We start from the raw sequence: 413 nt of genomic DNA on the forward strand, positions 1-413 counted from the left end.
CGGCGGCGAGCCGCGCGTCGGCCCGCACGAACCCGCCGACGTGGGCGTGCGTCGCGGCCGGGGCGACGTCGATCTGGAACACCCGCGTGCCCGGGGCGAACAGCTCGCCGAACCGCATCGTGAACTGGTTGAGCGAGGCACCGAAGACCACGGCGACGTCGGCCGAGCGCACGAGCTGCATGGCCCCGTCGGCTCCGAACCCGCCCGTCACGCCCAGGTCGTACCGCGACTCGGGGAAGACGCCGCGACCGAGCGCGGACGAGGCGGTGAGCGCACCGGTCAGGGCGGCCAGCTCGCCCAGGGCGGCGCCCGCTCCGGCGAGCCACGCGCCGCGTCCGGCGAGGAGGAACGGACGCTCGGCGCCGCGCAGCGCCTCCGCGATCTCGTCGAGCATGCCCTCCGCGAACTCGCCA

Annotated in this window: 1 pseudogene; it reads right to left on the reverse strand. The window is 76.3% G+C overall.

Features of this window, described 5'->3' with window-relative positions:
• A pseudogene (locus DW299_RS02255) lies at positions 1 to 413 on the reverse strand (thiamine pyrophosphate-binding protein); the annotation flags it as partial.

Origin of the sequence: Microbacterium sp. K35 (genome assembly GCF_004794375.1) — a bacterium.
GTDB lineage: Bacteria > Actinomycetota > Actinomycetes > Actinomycetales > Microbacteriaceae > Microbacterium > Microbacterium sufflavum.